At 39.2% G+C, this 16552-nt stretch carries 18 protein-coding genes; 2 read left to right on the plus strand and 16 right to left on the minus strand.

Going from position 1 to position 16552, the window contains the following annotated elements; all coding sequences use genetic code 11:
- Nucleotides 1-49 precede the first annotated feature (49 nt).
- The 10 genes from CWC16_RS02200 to exaC form a co-directional block, all read right to left on the minus strand.
- Nucleotides 50-1522 (minus strand): S41 family peptidase, encoded by a 1473-nt coding sequence (locus CWC16_RS02200; protein ID WP_138540326.1) that lies wholly within the window; start codon nucleotides 1520-1522, stop codon nucleotides 50-52.
- A gap of 228 nt (nucleotides 1523-1750) precedes the next feature.
- On the minus strand, nucleotides 1751-2263 hold the full coding sequence (locus CWC16_RS02205) for a DUF421 domain-containing protein (protein ID WP_138540327.1): 513 nt from the start codon (nucleotides 2261-2263) through the stop codon (nucleotides 1751-1753).
- 462 nt (nucleotides 2264-2725) lie between these two features.
- Nucleotides 2726-3196, minus strand: coding sequence for a GNAT family N-acetyltransferase (locus CWC16_RS02210; protein WP_171037613.1), 471 nt, complete (start codon nucleotides 3194-3196; stop codon nucleotides 2726-2728).
- A gap of 111 nt (nucleotides 3197-3307) precedes the next feature.
- Nucleotides 3308-3775, minus strand: coding sequence for a hypothetical protein (locus CWC16_RS02215; RefSeq protein ID WP_138540329.1), 468 nt, complete (start codon nucleotides 3773-3775; stop codon nucleotides 3308-3310).
- Nucleotides 3776-3929: 154 nt separating this feature from the next.
- A complete protein-coding gene (locus tag CWC16_RS02225) occupies nucleotides 3930-4916 on the minus strand; it encodes a putative phage abortive infection protein (protein ID WP_212747437.1) in 987 nt (328 codons plus the stop codon).
- Nucleotides 4917-5032: 116 nt separating this feature from the next.
- The gene (locus CWC16_RS02230) at nucleotides 5033-5659 is read right to left on the minus strand and encodes a suppressor of fused domain protein (RefSeq protein WP_138540330.1); all 627 of its coding nucleotides are present in this window, start codon (nucleotides 5657-5659) and stop codon (nucleotides 5033-5035) included.
- A gap of 109 nt (nucleotides 5660-5768) precedes the next feature.
- Nucleotides 5769-6212: a hypothetical protein gene (locus CWC16_RS02235; RefSeq protein ID WP_138540331.1), complete on the minus strand. Its 444-nt coding sequence runs from the start codon at nucleotides 6210-6212 to the stop codon at nucleotides 5769-5771.
- 606 nt (nucleotides 6213-6818) lie between these two features.
- Nucleotides 6819-7052, minus strand: coding sequence for a hypothetical protein (locus CWC16_RS02240; protein WP_138540332.1), 234 nt, complete (start codon nucleotides 7050-7052; stop codon nucleotides 6819-6821).
- Entirely contained in the window at nucleotides 7049-7240 is a 192-nt protein-coding gene (locus CWC16_RS20390) for a Tse2 family ADP-ribosyltransferase toxin (protein ID WP_502705065.1), read from the minus strand. The genes CWC16_RS02240 and CWC16_RS20390 overlap by 4 nt, the downstream gene beginning before the upstream one ends.
- Before the next feature lie 513 nt (nucleotides 7241-7753).
- Complete coding sequence (gene exaC / locus CWC16_RS02250) at nucleotides 7754-9274, minus strand: acetaldehyde dehydrogenase ExaC (RefSeq protein ID WP_138540333.1); 1521 nt, start codon at nucleotides 9272-9274, stop codon at nucleotides 7754-7756.
- Nucleotides 9275-9446: 172 nt separating this feature from the next.
- Between exaC and CWC16_RS02255 the strand changes: the two genes are divergently transcribed.
- On the plus strand, nucleotides 9447-10343 hold the full coding sequence (locus CWC16_RS02255; protein WP_138540334.1) for an AraC family transcriptional regulator: 897 nt from the start codon (nucleotides 9447-9449) through the stop codon (nucleotides 10341-10343).
- 162 nt (nucleotides 10344-10505) lie between these two features.
- On the opposite strand, the gene CWC16_RS02260 is transcribed toward CWC16_RS02255, so the two are convergent.
- The 4 genes from CWC16_RS02260 to CWC16_RS02275 all read right to left on the minus strand — a co-directional run bounded on the left by CWC16_RS02260 (nucleotide 10506) and on the right by CWC16_RS02275 (nucleotide 13026).
- Nucleotides 10506-10958, minus strand: coding sequence for a nuclear transport factor 2 family protein (locus tag CWC16_RS02260; protein WP_138540335.1), 453 nt, complete (start codon nucleotides 10956-10958; stop codon nucleotides 10506-10508).
- A 144-nt stretch (nucleotides 10959-11102) separates the two neighbouring features.
- Complete coding sequence (locus CWC16_RS02265; RefSeq protein ID WP_024032784.1) at nucleotides 11103-11483, minus strand: SpoIIAA family protein; 381 nt, start codon at nucleotides 11481-11483, stop codon at nucleotides 11103-11105.
- A 205-nt stretch (nucleotides 11484-11688) separates the two neighbouring features.
- Nucleotides 11689-12381, minus strand: a complete 693-nt coding sequence (locus tag CWC16_RS02270; protein ID WP_138540336.1) for a cupin domain-containing protein — start codon at nucleotides 12379-12381, stop codon at nucleotides 11689-11691.
- Between the two features lie 24 nt (nucleotides 12382-12405).
- Entirely contained in the window at nucleotides 12406-13026 is a 621-nt protein-coding gene (locus CWC16_RS02275; protein ID WP_138540337.1) for a glutathione S-transferase family protein, read from the minus strand.
- Between the two features lie 226 nt (nucleotides 13027-13252).
- Here CWC16_RS02275 and CWC16_RS02280 point away from each other — a divergent pair, with 226 nt between their 5' ends.
- The gene (locus CWC16_RS02280) at nucleotides 13253-13777 is read left to right on the plus strand and encodes a TetR/AcrR family transcriptional regulator (RefSeq protein ID WP_138540338.1); all 525 of its coding nucleotides are present in this window, start codon (nucleotides 13253-13255) and stop codon (nucleotides 13775-13777) included.
- Nucleotides 13778-13894: 117 nt separating this feature from the next.
- Here the strand turns inward: CWC16_RS02280 and CWC16_RS02285 are convergent, their stop codons facing one another.
- Entirely contained in the window at nucleotides 13895-15361 is a 1467-nt protein-coding gene (locus CWC16_RS02285) for a carbon starvation CstA family protein (RefSeq protein ID WP_138540339.1), read from the minus strand.
- A gap of 271 nt (nucleotides 15362-15632) precedes the next feature.
- A complete protein-coding gene (locus tag CWC16_RS02290; protein WP_138540340.1) occupies nucleotides 15633-16550 on the minus strand; it encodes a carbohydrate kinase family protein in 918 nt (305 codons plus the stop codon).
- Nucleotides 16551-16552: the final 2 nt, after the last annotated feature.

Here is a 16552-nt window from a genome sequence, read left to right on the forward strand (position 1 = left end):
ATTCCCTAGTTAGAATAGTTAAGCCGCTTTTTACAACAAGCGGCTTTTTTTACAACGTTTTTATTTGCTCAAGCAACACGTTAGTTGTCCAATCAAGGCCGTTATAAGCCACATCAGGTTTGTAAAAGTCCCCTGCCCCACGCGCTCTGTTTACATATACTTTATTTGGCACAATCACTTTCCCCAACCCTGAAGGTAAATCAGCTAAGCGTACCTCCATATACAGTGAGTCTGCGCTACTTGGTGCACCGAATAACGTTGTATTTTCAAAAAGCTTAAACTTATCTAGCGCATCTAAACAAGCACTCGCACATTGCGGCGGCACTATAACAAACACCTTAGTTTTAAAATCACTCACTAACGGCTCTTGTGGTACGTGATTTAGCGTATTAGTCTCTTGCTCTACATAAAATGGTTCACCACTTTTAAGCGATAAAGCCATACCCGCTGCTACAGTTTTAACTATTTTCAGTACTTCGGGTTGATCTTTTACAACGCTAAATAAAGACTCTACATAGTCAGTATTATCTTTTGATGCTCTCCACCATACTTGCGTGTTTTGAGAAGTATTATTTGCTTTTTGCTCTACTACTTTTTGGCCCCATAATCCTTTTGCTATTTGTGAGCTCCAATAAGATGAGCCACCTTGGTTATGGCGCAAATCTAATACCACGGCTTTTGCAGTAAGTAGCTTGCTACGCTGCTGTTGTATTTTTTCAAATACTTTATTGTAGGCAGCAGTTTGTTTATCGGTTGATGAAAAGCTAGGCATAGCAATCCAACCAATGTTTTTTTCAGGCCACGTTAAATCAATGGGGAGTTCATCACCGTTATAAGCATTTTCTAAATGCTTGCTTGCTGACTTAGGCTTTACTGACCAATTTAATACGTGTGTATAGGTATCGCCATTGGCTTTAACAAATTCGCATTCTTTTAGGGGAGTTAAAAATGGATTGCCCTCGTCAATTAGTAACCGCCAACCTTGCTGCCACCAATGCCCAGGTTGTGCAACTTCACCATGAAACTTAAATATTCTCTCACGCATTAAGGTATCAGTGCTTTGCCCATCACATTGGCTTACAATGTCGCCTTTGCTAATATTTTTGGTTTCGCTGTAATACACTTTTAGCGCATCACCTCGCCATACAGCTCTAAAGCCGGGCCAGCGGCGCGCGGGTCTATCTACGCTTGAAAACGCACCGGCGTGGCCATCTTGTAAAATAGTACTAAAGCGTGCAATTGACGCAAGATGAACTTGCGGACCGCTCGCTTGTGACGAGAGTGCAAGCGCCTCTGCTTTTGCTTTTTTTAATAAGTCAGGGAACGCGGGGTTGTTAGCATCAAACATACCGGGGTGATTTTGTGCAGTAATGCTATATGCTGCCTCAATATCGCGATCTGTTATACTGCGCCACTGCTCAGGTGTAGTAGGTATAATCGGCTCTTGTGCGGCATTTACAAATGCTGGTAGTAGTAAAATTGGGAGCAATAAATAATTGGTTATTTTTGTTTTTATAGTCATGAAAATCCATTTAAGCTAAAAATAAATTACTGGTAGGTTATTGTTCATTAACCATACTAAAAAAGCGATTTAAGGTACATATGTAAATACATACCTGGCACCTAAGTTAAAACTTAAAAATCGGCCAACCTTATTTAGTAGTTGAGCAATGTGTCTGATACAGTAAAAAAGCCATGCCAATTAATTTTGGTGCTTGAAGCTAATCTTTGGCCGCTAAAAACTGTCCAATTAATCCCGGGGATTTCGTAACTTCATAATCAGTTGATCATAGTTTTCACTTTTAGGCACAATACTTAACTCACCGTCGGCCTCGAAAACCACCGCCATAACTGTACTTAAATCACCAAAACCGGCTTTTCTAACACTCGCTTCCACTTCGGTGCTGGTGAGACGAGTGTCTTTCATAGCAGCCTCTATATATTCACCGTCGAAAAAAACTAATTGTGGAGCGGTTTTGACTACTTTGTCGAACGTCGAAAAATGGGCGCTGATCCAAGTGAGTAGATATTGTAAAAAGAGAAGTAGGCTTACCGCGACTAAAACCTCAACTATCACCACGTCTTTCAATAAGATCGCAGAACCCAAGATGGAGCCCGCCGCCACGGTAATTATCCAGTCAAAGTTGTTCATTTTAGCAAATGAGCGTTTACCCAATAAATGCGTCGCTAGGATTAAAAAGGGATAAATAATCAAGGTTGTGGTAACAATGCGCGCTATTTCACTCCACGATTCAAAAAACATATTTCCCTCTACTTAAGGTGCTGAATATACTAATAATCATATAAACTAAACAGCCACCTGAATCTCATAAACTAGGTAGCCACCTTAATAAAACAAACAACACTGTGCAACTAAACCTGCCATACAGATTCAGGGTTTATCTTTTATTAATGGGTCTCTTTACGAATAATTTTTAATTTATGCCAAGACACCAAATTATAATGGCACCCACTTTATTTAACCTATTAGAATGTAGGCATCAAAAAACGCAAAGTTTAAAATGGGTGTTTTGTTAATTCTTTTTCTGAATTTTTTTAACTAAAGGCACTATCGCTAAAGCTAGCAATACGGCAAGAAAAAAGCTCACAAACGTATTACCAAACACCCATCTAAAAAAGATTCCTGAAAGAGACAAAACAAAAGCTGACCAAAGCCATGGATTTATATTCTGCATACTATCTAGAGCACCTCATAACCCCGCAATCACGCGCTTGTCGCGTGCATTGCCTTGTTAAGTTTGAGCTCCATAGGCTGATAAACCAAGCCTGCCGATTCGCCCACTTCGCCACTGCACTCAAACCCATAATTTTCATAAGCGGTCACTGAAGATAGCGACGCGCTGACGGTAACAGTTTCAACCCTCGCATGATTCAAGGCGAATATAAGCAGCTTTCTTCCAATGCCACTTTTCTGGGATTCCGGACGAATAAAAAGCATCGCAACATGGCGTCCCTCCTTTAATTCGATGACACCTTCGACATTTTCGTTGTCCTGAGCAACCAGCATCAAGTTATCGCCTTTCATCCTAACGAGGAATGCATCGCGCGCAGCGATATTCGAAAAGGTTGTAATCCCCTCATCAGACAATGTACCTGCAACAGACTGCGAAAAAGAGTCCATGCAAATTGCACTTACAGCTTCAAGGTCCTTCTCTTCCATCTTCCTTATGATCATCAATGTTTCCCAGAAACTTAACGCCTCGCATAACAGGCTAATAAAGCTTGGCTAAAATTAGTGAGGCACGAACTAAGCCAAGCTTTATTAGTCCATGCGTTGATGCGTTTGTTATAGTTTCAATTCCGCTACTTCCCGCCTAACCTGACAAACGTCAACCAAGAAACCGACTAAAAGACAGAAAGTTTTAATGACAGTGTTCTTATATGTTGTTTTACGATTTATTGTTTTAGGCGTGTGACCTAACACTTTGCACGCCCAGTTTTTTAAATCCTCGTGATAGCAATGAAAGTTAAGCTGATGCGCTAACTTATTTCTGATTTTGTTCAACTCTTTAATGTGCGAAGCATACTCTTGCCAAGAGTTTGGCTTTTCACCCTCTAAAGCTATGAGCAAATCAACTTTCTTCGCGAACATTAAATTTAATGAGTCAAGATTTTTTCTGTTATCGATATAAAGTTGTAAATGTTGATTTATAGCTTGCTCTAGAATCAGATGGCCTTTCAAGAGAATCAGTTCCACTTCGTTTTGTTTCATTAGTTCAGTTTCTAATGAATCATAAATATCTTCTAATTCCACCTATTGCTTCCCAACTAAATTCATGTCTGAAAAAATATAACGCCCTGTTAAGGTGTGAGCAACGCAATACCGAAGCTCTCGCATACTACCTTAAACACAAAACGCAACGCATAGTAAAAATGCCACGCGTTGCGAATCACGCTTAAACAGTTTGTTATATTTTTTGAATCGTAAACTTTTTCAACGCTGGATTGGTACCAAAAGCACTTTCGATAACATTATCATCTGCGCCTCTTACGACATATTGCTCAAAATAGCTTGCAGGCACATATACTGATTGCGTTGAAATTCTCGCGAACCCAACGTGAAAGAATGGGTCTACAGTAAGATGCTCAAGCATCTTGTACGTAATCACAAAACTCTTAAACTGACCACTATCCACTTTTGGCGATAAGCAGTTGAAAAATAGGACAGCGATTTCGTCTGAGGATAGTTGTGCTCTTAGGATACGTGCATATTTTTCTTTGTCATCATCACAAAGACCCGAGTCATCGATGAACTTTATTATTTGATACAAGTTTCGATAGTAATGCCCTACTACTTGATTAGCTTGGACTTGAAATAGGTCGTAGTTGCTTAAAGTGGTGAACTGCTCGTCTTCGTTTTCATCTTCACCATCTATCCAACGTAAAATAGAGCTAAACGCAGCTCTAGATGTACTGGACTCACCCTTAGGGTTCTTAAGTGGACTTATTGATTTAGAGTTAAACACTACTGTATTCAAAATTTCATTTTGAAGAGTGAGCATATTAAAGAAGGTATTTTCAAACCGCTGGAAGTTAAATTGGTCAACTTGCGATTCTAACGCTTCTACTGACTTACTAAACTCTATACGGCTTAACTTTAACTCTTCATTACCCACCTCTAATGCAGATTCATTCTGTTTCAAAGCGTCCTTACTTTGCTCTAACGCAACTTTACTTTGTTCAAGAGCTTTTTTATTCTGCATGAGTGTATATGCGATTAAAATGAGGCTTAGAAAAGCAAATATAGGGTTTAAAATGCCACCAAAAAAATCGCCTGTTTGCGCCCATTCTTCCACTTTATCCCAGTAACCAATACCGAACTTATCAATAAAAGCAGAGAAGACCGCAATAACTGCGACAACAGCAATAAAAATAATCCAATTTACAGCTTTCATGGAACCCTCATTAAAAATATAACGCTTTGCTAAGCGGCAATAAAATAGTTGGCTAAAATTAGCGAGGAACGAGCAAAAGCCAACTGTTTTTTGTCCGTTTAAGCAACTTGTTATAACTAAATTACACCTAGCCTATCAGGCTTTATGATAAATGAACCTTGAGCTTCGAATAGTTTATTTGCTAGAGCCTCAGAGTTATTCTCTTTTGCAAAATCCAATTCTTGAGCTGTAATACCTGCAATTTGAAGTATATCTACTTTACCAGATATTAAGTCGAATGATTCTGGGAATTGATTTGGCTTTACGACCATTAAATTTGAAATATTTGGTTCAATTGACATCGGAATACGATCACCATAGCCCACAAGAGGCTTGTCACCATAATGTCCAACAGAAACTAGAATATTGAAAGCTATCAAACTCCGTAAAGTATTTATAGCCCAATCATTTTCTCCGTTTGTTTCAAGGATAAATTCAGTACCAAAACCCGAGTATTCTTCTGGGTTATCAGACTCCCAAGCGTTAGACATACCAGAAGTAACGTAAAGCCAAGTATTACGTTCAATTGTTGGTGCGCATTTAAAAACACCATAATGTAACCAACGAGGATCAACGTCATCGACACCAAATTGATTTTTGAATAAGGAAGCATCCAACGGATATATGCCTTCACCTGTTCCACCAAATAATTCAGGATATATTTGTTCTTCTCGTTGTTCCCACGAATCTTCCAACAGACTCATACTCTTCCTTTAGTTATAACGCCTCAGTTAAAAGGCAAAATTTAGTTGGCTATAATGTGAAGCGGAGCGAAACCAGCCAACTGAATTTTGTCCGCTTTTAAACTGTTTGTTAGAGTTTCTGAAACTCGTTTTCGAACTCTTTTTGAGAGCCGTGAAAAGGAACTTCTTCAACACGGTGACTTATTGCTTCACCATTTTCGTCAAAATCTAAGAATATATAGTGAATGATATGCATTTCAATTTCTTGGGCTTTAGCATCAACATAAACGGTACGTTTATGGCTTGAGCCCTCAACAAGTGAATCAGAGTGCATGAACATAACATTTAGATTGGAATGATGGTGTTGAAACGAATAACTGGCATTAACCTTAATTAGTTTAACCTCAACATTTTTAAGCTCAGGGAACGTTGATTTAATATAATCACCAGCTTTTATGGCGAGCATATGTTGATTGATTTCAGCTACACCTTTCCATTTTATATTGTCTGATGCATTTGTAGCGAAAGAAGCAACTAATGCTAAATAAAAAATAAATATCCAGAAATTTTTCACAAATCTTCCTTGAAACTCTAACAACTTTGTCTAAGACATTTGTCGTTTTATAAACCGACAAATGTCCCTATATTACGATGTTTTTATCTTAGCCAGCAAATAACCACCTGTAAACAATTAGTTAACTATAAAGAAATTTCCATTAATGCTGTAACACACCAAAATGGGGGAGATCAGTAATATCCGACAATGCATAAATCACTGCACATTTTTAGAGCCGCTTTTTATAAAAAGTTAATATCATAAAGTCCTTTTTTAGCGCAAGTGATGAGTTATTTAACGCGATTGGTATTGTACTTATATATTACAACACATTTAAAGTAGCCTTGTGAGCACTGTGAATAAAAGCACGTTGAAATAAAAAAAACTCTAAATAATAAAGAAAATAAATTATGATGACACCCACTTTATTTAACCTATTTAGAATCTAGGGATTCGTAAGTTGCAAAGTTTAAGATGGGTGTGGATTATTGTGCTTTGTAATTTATTTATCATTACGTTCATACGAAAACTGGTAGCGATCATGAATTCAATGGTGAGATATGGTGTCATCTGAAACCCTAAATGGGTTCAAATTAGATATTGACACCAAACTTACTTTTTAATTTATAACTCATCCCGCGAAAAATCAGTTATACTATCTCCGAACTTACTGATAGCTCTCTCCTTCAAAGGGTTTAGTAACAAGCGCAGCTCAATTAAATCATTGCCTACATCAGCAACCTCATCTGAGTCATCTGACGTTTCACATATTTTTGCCATTTCTTGTTCAAGTGCTATGAGACCCTCTAGCACGTATTTTAGCTCTGATCCTGCAAGTTCAAGTTTGAACTGACTCATACAACCTTTCCTTCTTTCTTAAATACCCGGGATGCTTTTAGAGCCATTTCCTCAAGAAGCCCCTTGAACTTATCAACCGGCATATTCCGAGTGGGAGAAATACAGTAATGGTGTGGCTTATCCTGAACCATCTTCAATCCATGAGGCGGCTGGGTATTCGGTGGAAACCTCCAAACCCAACCAGTCATTGGTGCATTGTTTATACCTTCTATATCGAAAACGCTGATCCCCTTTCCATTTGCGATAATAACCCTAATTCCATTTACGGTTGTAACATCAACATCACGAGCTCGAACATTCGATAGACGAGGACTTGAAGCATTTCCGAGGCGGAAAAGCTCTTAAAGTAGGATATAAAATTCTTTTGGGTACATAGTGATCTTCATATCATTGATAAAAAGTTAATTACTCTCTCTGAGGCCTTTATCGTTTTATAGACCGTAAAAGTTTCATAAATTACAATGTGCTTAATTTAGCCATCAAATAATCTTATGTAAATAACTAGCTAACTATGAATTAATTTTTTATAAAACTCATACCATACAACCGTTTTGTTAACGTATCTAATACGGCTGGTATTGTACTTATATATTTCAGCACGCTTAAAGTAGTGTTATGAACACTGTGAAATAAAAAAGCGCTACAAATATGCAGCGCCCTTATTACTTAATGGTTGTTGTGTTTAAGTTTGAACTGCTTTATTAAAAAAAGCCTAGGGGATCTTCGCTATAACTCACTAATAGGTTTTTAATTTGTTGGTAGTGATCGAGTGCTAGTTTGTGTGTTTCTCGCCCTATTCCTGATTTTTTATAACCACCAAATGCAGCATGTGCTGGGTACATGTGGTAACAGTTAGTCCACACTCGGCCAGCTTCAATTTTACGCCCCATGGTATAAGCACGGTTCATGTTTCTACTCCACACCCCTGCGCCTAAGCCAAATTCTGAGCTGTTAGCAAGTTCAAGTGCTTCGGCTTCATCTTTAAAGGTCGACATTGAAATAACAGGGCCAAAAATTTCTTCTTGAAACACACGCATGTCGTTGGTGCCTTTAAGCAGCGTAGGTTGTATGTAATAACCGCCGTTTAAATCGTCGTTTAGCTGCTCTACATTGCCACCTGTAAGTACCTCTGCTCCTTCTTTTTTACCTATGTCTATGTAACTCAGTATTTTATCAAACTGTGCTTTTGAAGCTTGAGCGCCCACCATGGTTTCGCTGTCGAGAGGGTTACCGCGTTTAATTTGTTGAGTGCGCTCGAGTATGCGCTCAATAAACTGCTCGTATATATCTTCTTGAATAAATAATCGTGACGGGCAGGTACATACCTCACCTTGGTTGAAGTAAGCAAGTACGGCGCCTTCTATGGCTTTTGATAAAAACGCGTCGTCTTTTTCCATTACATCATTAAAAAATATATTGGGCGATTTACCGCCAAGCTCTACCGTTGAGGGAATAATGTTTTCAGCAGCACATTTTAAAATATGTGAGCCAACAGGTGTAGAGCCTGTAAATGCAATTTTAGCAATGCGTTTGCTTGTGGCCAGTGCTTCGCCTGCTTCTTTTCCAAACCCATTTACAATATTGAGCACGCCTGCAGGCAGTAAGTCACCAATAATGTCCATTAAAATTAAAATAGAGGCCGGTGTTTGCTCAGCAGGTTTAAGTACCACACAGTTACCTGCAGCAAGAGCTGGGGCAAGTTTCCATGCAGCCATTAATATAGGGAAGTTCCAAGGGATAATTTGCCCCACCACACCTAACGGCTCATGAAAATGATACGCCACCGTGGTTTCGTCAATTTCGCCAATACTGCCATCTTGCGAGCGCAAGCACCCTGCAAAATAGCGAAAATGATCGGCCGCGAGCGGAATATCAGCTGCGAGTGTTTCGCGAATGGCTTTACCGTTATCCCATGTTTCGGCAACAGCTAGTAATTCTAGGTTTTGCTCAATTCGGTCGGCTATTTTTAACAGTATATTACTGCGCTCAGTAACTGATGTTGTTCCCCACTGCTCTCGCACGGCATGCGCTTTGTCGAGTGCTAGGTTTATGTCGTCTTTATCTGAGCGAGGTATTTGGCAAAATACCTTACCGTTTACCGGGCTTATATTATCAAAGTATTGGCCGTTTACAGGCTTTACCCACTCCCCACCAATGTAGTTTCCGTATTGCTGTTTAAAGTTTACAAGTGCGCCATCGCTACCTGGATTTGCATATATCATGTGTGTGCTCTCTTTATTGTTGTTAGCTAAAGGTCGAACATTTATGTAAAACAAAATGTTTTATATTTAGGCCGTGTTGTTTGACATTAGCCTAACAAGCACCTAAAAACTTGATTAGCTGTCCACAAAAGTTGTCTGTGAGTCCACACTAATAAAAACTTAAAGGATTGATATGCACACATCTCAGTTAAACAAAAAACGCCAACAACTTGATGTTTTAATAGAAAATAAAGTGACATTTGCAGCAGATAACAGCGAGTTGAGTATTTACGACACGTACCAAAGCGCACAAAAGGTGACACTGCATTCAAACGAGTTACTGTTTTGTGCCATGCTCAGCGGTAAAAAAGTAATGCACGTAGAAAGTAGCCAATACCATAAAGCATTTTTACCCCACGAGTCGTTTGTATTAGCGCCAGAGCAAGGTGTATTAATTGACTTTCCACAAGCCTCAATACACGCACCAACTACGTGCTTAGCAATTGAAATAAGCAAAGATAAAATAAACGCTGTGGCAAATGCGCTTAACATGCAGCAAAGCTTTGCACACGATGACGGCTTATTCGAATATGTTCCGCAGTTGGTGCACAGCCAACATAATAGCCAAACACAGCAATTATTAGAGCGCATGGTGCATTTATTTAGTGAGCAAGGGGCACAGCGACATTACTTAATTGACTTGTCGTTAAACGAATTGATCACCCGGTTATTACAACAACAAAGTCGCGATTTATTACTCGCTAATAGCAATAAACCACGCCTTAAAACAAAAATTAGCGATGCCCTGCTTTATATTGAAGAGCACTTAAACGAAACGCTGGACATAAATACCTTGTGCAAAATAGCCTGCATGAGCCGCAGTAAGTTTTACCAGCAGTTTAAACTTGCATTTGGCACTACCCCAGCCCTTTGGCAGCAACAATTAAGACTTAAAAAAGCGCGCAATCAATTACTGCAAGGCCAAGCTATTAGCCAAGTGTGCTTTGATGTTGGATTTAATAGCGCAAGCCACTTTAGTCGTGTATTTAAACAAACCTTTGGCATTGCGCCTAAAGAGTGCCGACATTAATAAAATAAACAAATAAGAAACCGATTAAGCAGTAATATGCCATCAGGTAGTGATTGAAGGTATTTAATTTACACCGCTAATAAGCTTTAATAAATACAGTGCTCGCTGATGTAATTTAAACGCTTAAAGCCCCATATACTGGAGCTTTAAACTAATTAATAATTATTGCTTAATAAAAGTAACGCCCTTTGGGCTTCCACCTTGTGGTAAACGGGTTGAATGCATTTGCGATAACAGCCACTTGTCGCCTACTTTTGATACAACTACGCTTTCTAACCAATAAATATCTGCACTCTTTTCGGTGTTTTTGAAATTGGCTTTATTCCAGTAATTAATAAACGCCACGTCGCCCTCTACACGCGAATTTATAACACTAAAATAATTTGTTCGTAGGTAATCAGCGGGTTTAACAACATTTACAAAGTCATCAATGGTCCATACTTCACCGTGCTCTAAAAGCAGGAATGAATCATCAACAGCCGCGCGCATTTTTTCATGATCAAAGTTAGATACAGCTAAAAACAAATCGCTCACGGGCGAAAATATCGTGTTATCTTTTGCCTGAGTTGATGTAGAAAATATGACTAATACAATAAGGGCAAGTATGTGTTTCATTATTTTTATAATGTGTAGTTTGAATAATAATTAGTGTATAGCAGTATTAACTACTCAAATAAAGCAAATTCAACTACTTAATAACACCCCTTTATATAAAAAAGCACTCTGTAAGAGTGCTTTAACTTAAACTTTTCAATCAAGCTATTCATCTAGCCAATCAATAGCGGCGGTGGCGTTTTCGTAGTATTGCACCTCACCTGAAATAAACCAGTTGCCTATTTTGGCCATGCGGGCTTGCCATTCCTGATTGCCATAAATAGCAATTTTATTAAATTCTTTTGAATGCCTTACGCCAAGCTTTAAATCATCCCACGCGGCGCGAAGTTCCCAGCCTTCTAACTCGCTAGCATCAATAAGCACGTTGGCAATAGGGTGTTTAACCTCGCCAAGGGCAGAATCGATCATGGGGGTAATTACTTTATAGTCTTCATGGGTTAGCGTTCCCACAGCTTTTAGTTTTAAAAAAAATTCTCTGCCAGCGCGTTCAATACCAATAGATAAACCATGTGTTGTGTGTACCATGCAGCTCTCCTTAATCGGGTGCGCTTATTTTATTTACAGCCTGTTGTTTGAATTAATTAAAATCTAAGACTTTAGTTGTTCTACTTAAGTTAGTAGTAACTACATTCAAATGCCAAACATTGCTGAGTTAAGCTATAAAAGTACACCCTATTAAGTTAATTAGTACTGAACTAAATCAAACATTACTGCTAAATAAGGGTATTTACTAAGCGTTTTGCACACGCTCAATTTGCTTATCTACATCTGTTAAATGGCCTAACTTAAGCCACACTTTTGCACCATGCTTACCAGCGGTTATATTAAGATCAGTATTAATGGGTAGCCTTAACCAGCTGTGTTTTACTAGTACGTCTGATTGCTCACTTATATCACCTTCAAGCACCAGTAGCTCAGCCCCACCGCTTGCACTAATTTGCATGTTAGCGTCTGCCTCAAAATGCAATAGGCTCACCTCTTCAAGGTCATCTTTATAAAGTGGGGTTATGGCAAGGCCTTTAAATGTGGCGTGTTGCACACTGCCCATGTATTGCGTTTGTAGGCGTACGTGGGTTCTATCTTGTGGCTGAAATTGCCAAAGTTTCACAAATATTATGCAGCCATTTTGTGAGCCTGGTTTATGCTTTGATTGTGGCGGATTACGAATATAGGAGCCTTGTGGAAAATCGCCATGCTCGTCTTGAAATACCCCTTCAAGCACCACAAACTCTTCACCTCCGGTATGTACATGAGGAGAAAACTCGCTGCCTGGGGCATAACGTACAATACTAGTTGCACGCGCAACTTCTTCGCCTACTCTATCAAGTGCTCGCCTATCTACACCAGGCATAGGTGAAGCAACCCAGTCTAATGTTTGGCTATGCACCACAACACGCTGACTAAAATCGGCTAGTATTTTCATTTAAAGCTCCTATTAAAGTGTGTTTTAAACAGCAACACTTTCTCGTTGTGCCACTTTTTCTTGCCATGCTATTAAATGTGTAAGCTCACTAGGAATAGCGATTTGTGCAAACCCAGCAAATACAAGGCCTGCGTATAAAGTAATATCTGCAATACTAAACTGCTCACCGCCAACAAATGCTGATTGTGCTAGTACATCATTAAAATAGCTTAAACCTTGTTGCGCCTTTTCACCCTGCTTTTTACCCCAGTCTGCATTTTGGTACCTTTCAAGTTCGGGACCCAAACCATCTGTCGCATGATGAAAGTAAGTAGCCACAGCGTCAAGCACCATTGACTCAGCTCGCTTTTGCATCATATTAATCACTGCACGCTCTTTTGCAGTTTCACCCATTAATGATGGCCCCTCAAAAGCAGTATCAATGTATTCTGTAATAGCTGTGCTTTCAGATATAAATGTACCATCATCAAGCTCAAGCACAGGTACTCCTGCCAAAGGATTTTTTGCTAAAAAAGCGTCTGTTCTATGCTCACCATTAAGTAAATCTACTGGAACAAACTCAACATACTCCGTCGCATTTTTTTCAGCTAATGCTATACGAACACGTAATGGATTTGGGAAGTTTTCTACGTCGTAAATTTTCATAAATCACCTGTTATTAAATTAGTTGGATATCGAAAGCACAACAACCTACCTATCGATAGGCAATTTATATAATTAAAGTAATTTTATGTCAAATTTTAAACTTACTATTTATTCGAATGTTTATTGATGAGCAGCTGATTAGATGCCATTTATTTAACAATAAATGACTTGAAAACGACTACCTACTGGTCGATAATTTCTGCATTAGAAGCAAGGTATAATTAAAATGAGTAAAAAAGAAGCGTTACTTAAAGCAGCAGAAAACAAAGTACGCCTTGGTGGCTACAGTAATTTTAGCTTTAGGGAACTGGCAAGCGAAATAGGTATTAAAAGTGCCAGTGTTCATTACCATTTTCCTACTAAAGCTGATTTAGGCGCTGAGCTTGCTCATCAATACACTAATGCGTTTTTAAATGCATTAGGCTCGCCAAGTGAACACAAAGCTAACGGTAAAAACCCTATTGAGGTTTATACGCAACTGTTTAGGAGCGCCTTACTTTTTGATAAAAAAATGTGCCTATGCGGCTTACTTGGCGCTGAAAGTGACAGCTTGCCAGAAAAGGTGCGCTTTGAAGTTAAACGTTTTTTTAACCAAAATTTAGAATGGCTTACTGAGGCGCACCTAGCCAATGGTGAGCAGCAACCTAAACACGCTGCAATTCAAACCGTAAGTCTGCTTGAAGGCGCGATGATGATTAGCAAAACACTTGATGATAATAGCTACTTTGAACTTGCCACACAGCCAGCTTAGTAACTAGGCTGCTTATTAAGTAGCTACACTCTTAATTAACGTACTGATCAATTATTTTACGCATAAAAAACGAGCTATTAAATAGCTCGTTTTTTTGTGATTTATAAAATGCTGCGCTTACGCTGCGGCATTTGCTTTATGCTTAGAGTGAACAAAAACTAAAGCAATTAAACCAATAATAACGACTGCTGCGCCAATTGGTTTGCCTAGGTCGGCCGATAAATTAAAGCCAATTGCAGCTGTCATAATGTACGAAAGAGTTACGCCCGTTGCAATTACAGCAGGTATGCTGGTGATCCAGTGGAATGCACGTCTATCAAACAAGTACTTAGTGGCAAGCCATAGCACACTGGTTGAAAGCAGCATGTTTGAAAATGCAAAGTAGCGCCAAATAACTGAGAAATCTAATTTAGTCATAAAAAAGGCAATCGTTAAAATAGGCACGGCCAGTAACAAGCGATTACGTAAGCTTTGCGGAATATTAAATGCATCAACCACGGTTAAACGTAGTGAACGGAACGCCGTATCGCCAGAGGTAATAGGGAACACCGCAACAGCAATAATGGCCATAATACCGCCCATTACGCCTAAGTAACTATTTGCTACATGGTTAACCACTAAACCTGGGCCACCTTGATCAAGCAATGCTTTTAAGCCAGCGTAGCCTTCTGGGAATGCAGCAATACCCGCAAGTGCCCATACACAACCTACAATGCCTTCACACATCATTGCGCCGTAATATACTGGGCGTACGTATTTTTCGTTTGTTAAACAGCGGGCAATAATAGGCGCTTGGGTAGAGTGAAAGCCACTAATAGCACCACAGGTAATGGTAATAAACAATAACGGCCAGGTTGGAAGGCCATCAGGGTTTGGCTCTAAAAAGTCATGCGCGTGGTCGGCTTCAAAGTAGGCTAAAAAGTCGCCTGCAACTGGTAAGTGTGGCGCATCTAGTAATAATGCACCGGCTATTAATGTGGTCATTACAATCATTAATAAGCCAAATAGCGGGTAAAACTTAGTAATAATTTTATCAATAGGGAGCAGCGTTGCTAAAAAGTAGTACGCTAAAATAGCCAAAACCCAAAAAGTATTATTAGCAAAAAAAGTGCCTTCAAATACATCTAAGTTACTTAATAAGCCTGCTGGGCTCATAATAAATACAACGCCCACAAAAAACAGTAGCATGGCTGTAAATATCAGCATAAAGCCTTTAAACACAACATTGTAATAGTGCCCTGCTATTTCTGGTAAGCTTTTGCCATCTTCTTTAATGCTCATCACACCTGAGAAGAAGTCGTGTACTGCACCGCCTAATACGTTACCAAGCACAATCCACACAAGTGCTACCGGTCCGTAAAGCGCACCTAAAATTGGGCCAAATATAGGGCCTACGCCCGCAATATTTAAAAACTGAATTAAAAATGCACGTACAGGGTGAATGGCTACATAGTCAACACCTTCGCTAAAGCGTTTTTGTGGTGTATCAACCGTTGTATCCATACCTGCTTGTTTTTCAACAAATGGGCTATAAAACTTATATCCCAGTATTAAGATTGTTATGCAGATAAAAAAGATGATCATAAAGCACGTTTCTCTTTTTGTATTTGGAGTATAGAGCGTGTAATTTCCGCTCCGCCTTTTCAATCCGTGAATAATCGACGAACATTAACAAAGTATTAATGCCACCGCTATAAGACGATTAGCTAATACACCAGCCACTTTTTGTGCACCTTGCTCAACACTTAATCTAAACGGCTTCATTAATAAAAATAAAAGCAAAAAAAAGCGGCTTTACTATAAAAAGTAAAACCGCTTACACACACAATGATTGGGTATAGCTGTGTAATTTACGTTACGCTGGGCTCATAAACTCGTTAATTTGTTCATGAGTAAGTATAGGTGTAGCACCAGCACTTTCTGCCACCATAGCACCTACTGCACACGCAAAATCAACAGCATGTTGTGCACAATCACTACTACAAAGCTGATAAATTAACGACCCTAAAAACGAATCCCCCGCGCCTACTGTATCCACAACGCTAATTAAATAACCTGAGTTATAGTAATTTTCGCCTTTAATGGTTAGTAGTGCACCGTGGCTGCCCTTAGTTACACATAAGTATTCGGTGTTTGTATGCTGTGCAATAAACGCTAAATTTTGCTCAAGTGAATGGAACTTACAGCCCATTGCTTTGGCAATTTCGTAAAGCTCTTCATCGTTTAATTTGATGAAGTCGGCTTTATTCATTAAATCTACTAATGTATCTAACGTGTAGTGTGGCGCACGTAAATTTACGTCAAACACTTTAAAGTTAGCTACATCAACTAACTGGTTTAAGGTAGCAAGTGAGGCTTCGCTTCGGCCAATTAGGCTACCAAATACAAATACATCACTGGCTTTTACTTTTTCAATAAGTGAGTCTGTAAGCTCAATGTTATCCCATGCTGTATCGGCAACTATTTCGTAGCTGGCTGAGCCGCTTTTATCTAGGGTAACTTGCACGGTGCTGGTTTTTTTGTCGTTATTAACACCAATATATTCGCAGCTAACGCCTTTGCTTTTAATTTCGCCTAATAGCTCAGTACCAAGTTCATCGTTACCTACCGCGCTTATCATGTCGGCTTTGATGCCCAGTGAGTTAATACGCACACACATGTTAAGCGGCGCGCCGCCTAAGCGTTTATCGTTTTCAAAACAATCCCATAGTACTTCACCAAAGCAACTTACGCTTACGTCTTTACCTTGTTTAGAATCAATTAAAATGCTCATTA

This window comes from Pseudoalteromonas sp. S3776, assembly GCF_005886915.1.
In the GTDB taxonomy this organism is placed as follows: Bacteria; Pseudomonadota; Gammaproteobacteria; order Enterobacterales; family Alteromonadaceae; genus Pseudoalteromonas.